The sequence below is a fragment of the Pseudoalteromonas sp. Isolate6 genome (assembly GCF_022398435.1).
In the GTDB taxonomy this organism is placed as follows: domain Bacteria; phylum Pseudomonadota; class Gammaproteobacteria; order Enterobacterales; family Alteromonadaceae; genus Pseudoalteromonas; species Pseudoalteromonas galatheae.
Genome location: NZ_JAKEVK010000204.1, coordinates 1 through 8234, shown reverse-complemented (window position 1 = coordinate 8234; position 8234 = coordinate 1). Strand labels below are relative to the sequence as shown.

Sequence of the window (8234 nt, the reverse complement as noted above, 5' to 3'; positions counted from 1 at the left end):
ATTGTAAAATGGATGCATTTTTTTATTTATGTAGTTTTATTTGAACTGAGTTTTTACAAAAAGTTAGCAAACTGATTTTTCCGAGTTCAGGCTATTGAGTAACCACACGCTTTCAACTGCCTCATCGAGTCCTTTCAACCCTCCCATGACCAATTGACGTGCTTGTAGCTCAATTTTGTGGCTATTACCGTAATAGCTTGTGACCATGTCTGCTGAAACAGAAAATGGAGGCCCCTCCATTTGCGATTGCTCGTATTCAAAACAGATTAACAGCTGTGATGCTGCATTCGTGATAGCGTTGAGATGCTCACTATATTTGCGGCGCATAGCTTCAGGTAAAGCGACTAATGCTGCTCGGTCATAGATGGCATCAATATTTTCAAGTTCAGCTTTGGTAATCGTAAAGAAGTCTCCAACGTAAATCGTTAGATTTGTGGCTCGGTAAAGGGTAAACGCTCCTTCACGGCTGATATTAGGTTTCACTTTTAGCGCTTCAAACAATGCTGTAATTGCGGGTTCGTATAACTCTACGCCAATCACATGATGGCCCTTTCCTAAGAAATAAAATATGTCATGTGTCTTGCCACATAGTGGCAATAACACCCTGCTATTTTCTTTTAGGTTTAAAAGCTCACCGTACTTTAGCAGCATTCGGTTTACTTGCCCTTCATGAAAACCAGTTTGTTCGCTTTCCCATAACTCTTGCCAAAACTCTGCTTTCATACTTTGTCTCCCATTTATTAGTGTGCCGATGAATACTAATTCCTCAAGTCAACTTTAGGTCAAGTAGGTAGGGTGAATTTCCACGACATTAAGTTTAAAGACAATTTTTACAATCGCAGATTATAAGATGCCAAAAGCAATAGCTATTTGGTGACAGAAGTGCAATATGCGAAGCCTTATTGGTGATCGGTAATGAAATTTCCGGCCCAATTGCGGCATGATAATTAGCTGAAAAATAAACCATTCACATTATGTCGCAGTGGGAAACGTTCTTGATGAAAAGATCGCGGGGTGAACCCGCTCCTACACCATATTCAAACCCTTGGTGGGAGCCACTTTATGCGGCGATTATTGGGGAAAAGCTCGCGGGGTGAACCCGCTCCCACAATATATTCAAGCCTTTGGTGGGAGCCATTTTATGCGGCGATTATTGGGGAAAAGATCGCGGGGTGAACCCGCTCCCACAATATATTCAAGCCCTTGGTAGGAGGCGCTTTACGCGCCGAGCACTAGAGATAGGAGTGCAGGTAAACCCGCACCTACCAAAAAATTGGTGGGAGCCGCTTTATGCGGCGATATTTAAGTTAGTCTGACAGCCCTTTAACCGTGTTTGTGAGATTTTCTGCACCTTGTTTTATTTCATCCATCACTTTATTCACTTCATCGATCTGCGCAAGGCCAAGCTCTGTACTTTCAGACACAGTATTCATCAATGCGGTGGCTTCTTTGGTTAGCACTTCATTCTGATTGACCACTTCATTAATTTCGTTGGTTGATTGCGAAGTACGAGCAGCTAGGCTTCTTACTTCATCGGCTACCACTGCAAATCCCCTTCCCTGCTCACCCGCTCTTGCGGCCTCTATCGCTGCATTTAACGCCAGTAAATTAGTTTGCTCCGCAATTGCGCTAATGGTAGAGACAATTGCAGAGATCCCTTTTGACTGTTCATTAAGTTTTGAGATTGCGGCCATCGCATTTTGCACTTGATTAGAAATAAGCCCTGAAGTACTGACTGACTCTTGCAATAATGAACTCGCACGAGCGGCTATCTGCTCAGTTTGTTCTGCAGTTACTTGTGCAATTTCAGCTACTTTTGCCACCTGATGAGCCTTTTGCACACGAGATGTTATATTCGTTGCAAACTTTATGACTTTGATTACTTTGCCGTGCTCATTGAAAATAGGATTATACGTTGCTTCTATCCATATATTCTCACCGGATTTACTTAGACGGAGAAACTGCCCACTTTTGTACTGACCCTTTGCCAACTCTTGCCAAAAATGTGGATGCTCTTTGTAAAAGCGATCGTCACAGAAAATTCGATGATGCTGGCCTTTAATCTCACTTAGCTTGTAACCCACTGTTGCAGTGAAATTTTGATTCGCATCTAAAATCACTCCCTCAGGCGTAAACTCTATTGTTGCCATGGATTTATTTAGCGCGTTGGCTATCGCTTCTTGTGCTTTTATCGTGAGTTTTTCTGCTGTGATGTCACTCGCAATTTTCACGATACGAGTGACTTTGCCATTCTCTTCAACTGGGAAGTAGGTAGCATCGAGCCAAACCACTTCTCCTTTTTTATTAACACGCTCAAAATTGCCAAACTGAGCTTGGCCGCGCTTAAGGTTAGCCCAAAAACTGCGATATTCTGACGAATTTACGTAGTCCTTATGACAAAAAATACGATGATGCTGCCCTATCACTTCAGCTTCGGTGTAGCCCACCACAGCGAGAAAGTGTTGATTGACAGCAGCAATCTGACCATCAGGTGTAAACTCAATTTTCGCGACCGCCTCATCAATAGCAGAAAGTAATGCCCGAGCACGGTTAAGTTCAGCGGTCAAATTTTCAACTTCTTGATCTGGCTTTCGAAAAAAGTTCATAAGCTATTCCATAACAAACAATGTGCATGACTGCATTATTAGCATAGTTTTGATAATAAAGTATGAAATATAGATAAGAAAATGAATTTTAGCGAACTAGCATGCTCACCAACATGAAAACAGCCACGCTGTTTTATCAAGCAGCGTGGCTTGCTCTTAGCCTAGATTAGGGCCTGTTTACCTTTCAAGTTTGTTTTTGCAGCAGTTTGATTGGTATGTGTAAAAGGCAGAGCCTGCGTAGCATAGTTATTCTATGTGAGTCAGGCGAGAACACAGTAGAAATACTAATCAAGCGCAGTCCTTTGAGTTCACCTGAGTGCGCTTTGTTCATTGTTGCTCAACTTTTGCCTAGATCACTAGGCGGCAAGTCGAGCGTCGCGACCAAAACACACTCAGGAGAACAAAAATCAAACAGCAAAGATCAACAGGCCCTAATTAATCTGCCACCCGAACTGCTATTTTTGCACCGTTAAACGGTAATCACCAGCACCGCTGTATGAGTAAACCAAGATGCGGTAATAACCTGAATTTGCCATATAGTTAATTGACTCTTGTGAGGTTGGCGCCTCCGAAATGGCAACTTGCTGCCATGAACCACCTCGCCAAGCTTCGAGTTTTAAATCAAAATCTGCGTTCGAGGGTCCCTCTAAAGTCAGTGCGATTGTGCCACCGCCGTACTGAAACCAACTGCCGTCAGGTTGTATGGCTTGTTGCTTGTCCGCTAAGTATCCAGTGTAAACATCTCCCGCTGGTGGTGGGGTTGTACTACCGCTTACGGTAAATTGGATCTCTGCAGCGGGGTCAGAAATATTGCTAATGGACAAGCCTGAGTCGCTTCCATTCCACCATAACGCATTTGTCCCTTTGCTATTCAACGCATTTGGCAGCGTTGCACTAAACTCTCCTGCTACATCAAATAAATCACTATTATCCCCACGATTTCGGCCATTTTCGGGATCTCGCTTGGCATCACCATGCTCCATTTGGATATACGGATGCCATTCATTCGAGTTATTACCCGCAGTGTCAACGTGCCAAATAGCCAAACCTGAATCGAGTTGCTCTGAGTTCTGTCCCGATTGATGGATCGCCTCAATGTAAAAGGCTTCATTCGCGTTACTTGGATTGGTCCATTTATACGAGCTATTAGCGCCTGAAATATGGCTGAGTCTTCCCGTTGGGGCATTGGCATTTATGGCAGGATTAAGTTCAGTTACTGTATCCCAACCGGCTATGGCTCTGAAATGTGCAACAGGTGGTGTCGGCTTGAACCGATTGGAAGCGCCAATCGCGCCGAACCCCATAACGCCAAAACTTGCAACTGAGCCCTCTGAGCTGCCGTCATAATCATAAAGATCGGGCCAATTTGTAATTAAGTGACCAGACTCATGTACAAAGGTACCAATTGCAAGGCTATTTCCCATATCGGTGATTTGATAACGATCGGTACACACCCCATCAGCACAAAAACGTGGACTGAGTCTTGCCATATGTGGCCATAAACCTTTAGACCATGCACTATCAGAGTTGCCAGCATAAAAAATATTTAACCCACGGATCTGCCCACTACTATTTGTAGTCAGCGAGCTAAAATCAAATCCTTGCTGAAATTCAAGCCAATTTAGCGCTTCTTTTATGAGTTCTTGCGAACGTACCGTTGAGCTTAATGTGCTATCCGCATAATACGCTTTGTTTTTCTTGGCTGTGTAATAAGCTGTTACTGTATTGGTATAGTCAAGCTTGCCGCCAGAGACCGAAGAAAAATACCCTCTTACTGACTGCGCGTTACCAAATTCATTGTAATTTTGGTCATTTAAAAAACGCTCAACTTGCGCTTTTGTGATTGTGCCGCGCTCATCAGGGAAATCAATGATGATGGTTAACCCTTTTACTTGACCGCTGATCTCAGCATTCAACGCTGTTGTATTATCACTACGCTCAAACTGATGCGTATGTATCAAGTCGACTGGTGTTTGGTTTTGACCCAACATTACCTGCTGCGCCGCTTTTACCTTTTTTGCAATAGCAGTTGAGGATAGTCCTTGCTGCATAGCGTTTACTGAGTGACGTTGTATGCCTCGCTTGTTGCGTTTGGTCACAAGCTTACCTGTTGATATAAGCTGTTCCCCATCGGCTGATACCTCTGCGTAAGCCATGCCTTTGAGCGAGGCATCATACACCACAAGCTCGCCGTCAGGTGTACGCTGCTGAGCAAAGTACGTATTGCCATTAAGAATAAGAGTGATCACCTCACCACTTGGTTGGGTAAATTGGTACTGTTCGTTTTTATAAGGTATAGCCGCGTTTACCGCGGCACTGGTTGCCAATAATGATGTTGCGATAATAGCTGATGTAAATTTCATTTTTCCTTTCCTAGCTTACATGTTGTACAATTCATTAACATACAGAAGAGATACAAAATTGCAACAACCACTGAACCATTTAAGGTACAAATATCACCAACTATATAAATAACAAATAGTTACAGTGATTACTATTCAATCATTTTAGAAGCATTTATATTTCAAAGTGAGCAAAAAAAGTCCGTTTAAACTATTTTTTTCAATTTTTAGTTTACAAGTACTAAACATTACATTAGCATTGGTCTCGTTCCTTTGGGGCTGCACCTTTTTACCTGCGTATTTAGGCGTGCCTAAAGTCACAATTGAACTCCCGAGAAGTAGAGCTTGCCGACTAGGATGTTGGCATTATTGGGATTTCCTTGGCACAGCTTGTTGCTATTGGAGTTTTTATGCAGGCCAGATGGCCTGCTTTTTTTTGTCTAAAATTCGCTTTTGACCAATTGCCGAGTGCAACTCAACTGGATAAACTCAAAGCACATGTTCCTGATTTGATGTAAACCATGCCGGCACCACGTAAACCCATTTCAGTATTAGTCGTAATATACAACGAGCATAATGAGTTTTTGCTATTACAAAGGGCGGATGACAAACACTTTTGGCAATCAGTAACTGGGGGAGTAGATCCCGGTGAAACTCCAATCGCTACCGCGTATAGAGAGTTAAAAGAAGAGACCGGCATTGACGCCAAAGCGCTTGGGCTCACTATCCAGTCGCATAATAAAACAAATCAATACACGATAAGACCGCAGTGGCTTCATCGCTATGAGCCGGGTGTTACCATTAATACCGAGCATGTTTTTAGTGTTCAAGTGCCATCAGGGATCAATGTGGTACTTGCTGAAGATGAACATACAGATTTTATTTGGCTTAACAAAAAAGACGCTTGTGAACGAGTCTGGTCCCCAAGCAATCGACAGGAAATAGAACGCATAGGAGTATGATTGAGCTATGTTTACATCATTAGGATCTTTACAAACACCATGTTTAGTTGTTGATAAAATTACCTTTTTGCATAACCTTTCGCGCATGGAAAAGCATCTAGATGCTTTTAATGTAACCCTTCGCCCACATTTGAAAACGGTAAAATCCATTGCAGCCGCAAGCTATATCTTGGCCGACAAACAAGCGGGATGTACGGTTTCCACTCTAAAAGAAGCAGAAACATTTGCAGCGGAAGGTTACACCAACATCACCTACGCAGTGGGGATAACAGAGGATAAGTTACAACGTGTTTTAGCCCTTATCAACCAAGGTGTCAATCTAACCATACTGCTAGACAGTATGGAACAAGCCATGTTTGTCTCCCAGTTTTGCTCGGAAAATGAATGCACGATTCCATGCTTGATAGAAATAGACTGCGACGGACATCGCGCAGGACTTAGCCCTAAAAACAAAGAAATCGTAACCATCGCAACCATACTGGAAAGCAGTGGTTTATATCTGGGTTTACTAACGCATGCCGGTGGCTCATACGCGTGTAGCACGGCCGAGCAGCTAATACTGTTTGCTGAGAAAGAGCGCTCAGCAGTTGTGGCAGCCGCGTCCATGCTGGAAGAGGCTGGGATCACCACAACAGTGCTGAGTATTGGCTCTACCCCAACAGCACTGTCAACGCAAAACCTAGATGGGATCACTGAAGTGCGAGCCGGGGTCTATACATTCTTTGACCTTGTTATGGCTGGTATCGGCATATGTGACATCGAAGATATTGCACTAAGCGTGCTAACGCGTGTCACGGGTATCAAGCGTAGTGAAAATAAGCTCTTTATAGATGCTGGCTGGATGGCGCTTTCAAGAGACAGAGGTACCGCGAGTCAAGCGTTTGATTGTGGCTATGGCCTCGTTTGTGACCAAGCAGGTAATTTGCTGCCGGGGCTCAAAGTAACCTCAGCAAATCAAGAGCATGGCGTTATTGAATGTGAACCCGGCTTCACCTTACCAGACATGAAACATGGTGACCTACTACGTATTTTACCGAATCATGCATGTGCAACAGCCGCCCAGCACTCGGGCTATCATGTGTTAAGTCATGATGACATCGAATTTTGGCCAAGATTTGGGGGATGGTAGGTTCGTATTATCACCGCCACGGATCAGAGATATTTATAGCAATTCAGTCTAAGCCTAATTGAACTATGTAGCGCGCTATAACGTCTTGAATAAACTGGTGTTCCTGAGCTGGCAAATAGTTAACATGGGCCTGTAGAAACGCTTTGGTATCATAATTGCTGAGAAGTATCTGATTTATTCTCTCTAACAGTTGCCTACTTACTTGTGTCTTATTACACATCACATGCCCTAAAATAAACCGAGGTGAGTCCGCTATCAAATAGGACTCATATTTATCTTGGTTGCTCTTGGCATATCGCATCACTTCAACCGGATAACTCAGCAAAAAATCCACGCGTTTCAACTCAAACATCCTATGTACGGTCTCATAATGATTACTACCACCTCGTACCGCTTTATTTGTACTATCCAATTGTGCTAATTGCTTATCTAAAAAAGGTCCATATGATAAGTCGTCAGCAATTACTATCAGCTTGTTCCTGTATATATTAAACAAATGCATAAGTGAGACAACACTTCCCTCTTTATTAAGTACTTCCTTAGATAATGGTGGTGAATCAGCATGTTTATATAAACGTCTACTGATATAAAAATTTACTGGCAAGCTGAATAGAAAGTTTTTTTCGCGATAAGTAGTTTTTACTTTGTTAAGAGTGCAAATAGCTGATTTATCTTGCTTTAGCATTGAGCGTAACGTCCGTTTATAACTTGCGCCGAGAAACTCAATGTTTGAGAGGTTTAACTGTTCAAATAGTATTTTGTTGGTTGCGCCAGCAATATTTTCAGGTTTAGCTTTTTGCGTCAAAATAGCGAGGTCTTCTTCATCATCCAAAAATATCTGAATCGTTGTTGCATCAACATTAGCAGTGACAGCTAAGCAAAAAACGACAAATAGGTACCTCAGAAAATTCATATACATCATTCAATTACCTGGTAAACAAAAGGATTCCTGAGCCTAATACCTCCCTCTCTAAATTTAGTTGAGGATTTTACGATTGTAAAATCCATACCTTCCGCCAACTCACAAGAACATTATATTGAATATTGTATACTTTAATCCTATGTTAAATAGGCTTGTAAATTAGCAAGCTTATTTAATAAGGATACAACTGTGAAAAAGATATATTTGAGAAGAGCGCGCTGTTATGCGCTTCTATTACTATTAACGGCAGGTTCGGCAAGTGCAGCTCCACTC

The 8234-nt window shown here is 42.5% G+C and carries 7 protein-coding genes; 3 read left to right on the top strand and 4 right to left on the bottom strand.

All coding sequences use genetic code 11. The annotated features are described in order from the left end of the window. Positions 1-63: 63 nt before the first annotated feature. Both tmpT and L1D50_RS19315 read right to left on the bottom strand, forming a co-directional pair. The gene (gene tmpT / locus L1D50_RS19320) at positions 64-723 is read right to left on the bottom strand and encodes a thiopurine S-methyltransferase (RefSeq protein WP_128726243.1); all 660 of its coding nucleotides are present in this window, start codon (positions 721-723) and stop codon (positions 64-66) included. Positions 724-1307: 584 nt separating this feature from the next. Continuing rightward, positions 1308-2606 (bottom strand): PAS domain-containing methyl-accepting chemotaxis protein, encoded by a 1299-nt coding sequence (locus tag L1D50_RS19315; RefSeq protein ID WP_128726244.1) that lies wholly within the window; start codon positions 2604-2606, stop codon positions 1308-1310. 281 nt (positions 2607-2887) lie between these two features. Between L1D50_RS19315 and L1D50_RS23590 the strand changes: the two genes are divergently transcribed. Continuing rightward, complete coding sequence (locus L1D50_RS23590; protein WP_128726258.1) at positions 2888-3079, top strand: hypothetical protein; 192 nt, start codon at positions 2888-2890, stop codon at positions 3077-3079. Here the strand turns inward: L1D50_RS23590 and L1D50_RS19310 are convergent. After that, on the bottom strand, positions 3062-4969 hold the full coding sequence (locus tag L1D50_RS19310; protein WP_239966625.1) for a M6 family metalloprotease domain-containing protein: 1908 nt from the start codon (positions 4967-4969) through the stop codon (positions 3062-3064). The genes L1D50_RS23590 and L1D50_RS19310 overlap by 18 nt on opposite strands. 500 nt (positions 4970-5469) lie before the next feature. Here L1D50_RS19310 and nudB point away from each other — a divergent pair, with 500 nt between their 5' ends. Then, the gene (gene nudB, locus L1D50_RS19305; RefSeq protein ID WP_128726246.1) at positions 5470-5910 is read left to right on the top strand and encodes a dihydroneopterin triphosphate diphosphatase; all 441 of its coding nucleotides are present in this window, start codon (positions 5470-5472) and stop codon (positions 5908-5910) included. Between the two features lie 7 nt (positions 5911-5917). Beyond that, positions 5918-7039, top strand: a complete 1122-nt coding sequence (locus tag L1D50_RS19300; RefSeq protein WP_128726247.1) for an alanine racemase — start codon at positions 5918-5920, stop codon at positions 7037-7039. A 43-nt stretch (positions 7040-7082) separates the two neighbouring features. Here the strand turns inward: L1D50_RS19300 and L1D50_RS19295 are convergent, their stop codons facing one another. Continuing rightward, on the bottom strand, positions 7083-7961 hold the full coding sequence (locus tag L1D50_RS19295) for a hypothetical protein (RefSeq protein WP_128726248.1): 879 nt from the start codon (positions 7959-7961) through the stop codon (positions 7083-7085). Positions 7962-8234: the final 273 nt, after the last annotated feature.

What these genes read in the sequence shown, in the direction of transcription:
- L1D50_RS19295 (WP_128726248.1), bottom strand. Translation starts at nt 7,961, where the DNA reads ATGATGTATATGAATTTTCTGAGGTACCTATTTGTCGTTTTTTGCTTA.
- nudB (WP_128726246.1), top strand. Translation starts at nt 5,470, where the DNA reads ATGCCGGCACCACGTAAACCCATTTCAGTATTAGTCGTAATATACAAC.
- L1D50_RS19310 (WP_239966625.1), bottom strand. Translation starts at nt 4,969, where the DNA reads ATGAAATTTACATCAGCTATTATCGCAACATCATTATTGGCAACCAGT.
- L1D50_RS19315 (WP_128726244.1), bottom strand. Translation starts at nt 2,606, where the DNA reads ATGAACTTTTTTCGAAAGCCAGATCAAGAAGTTGAAAATTTGACCGCT.
- tmpT (WP_128726243.1), bottom strand. Translation starts at nt 723, where the DNA reads ATGAAAGCAGAGTTTTGGCAAGAGTTATGGGAAAGCGAACAAACTGGT.
- L1D50_RS19300 (WP_128726247.1), top strand. Translation starts at nt 5,918, where the DNA reads ATGTTTACATCATTAGGATCTTTACAAACACCATGTTTAGTTGTTGAT.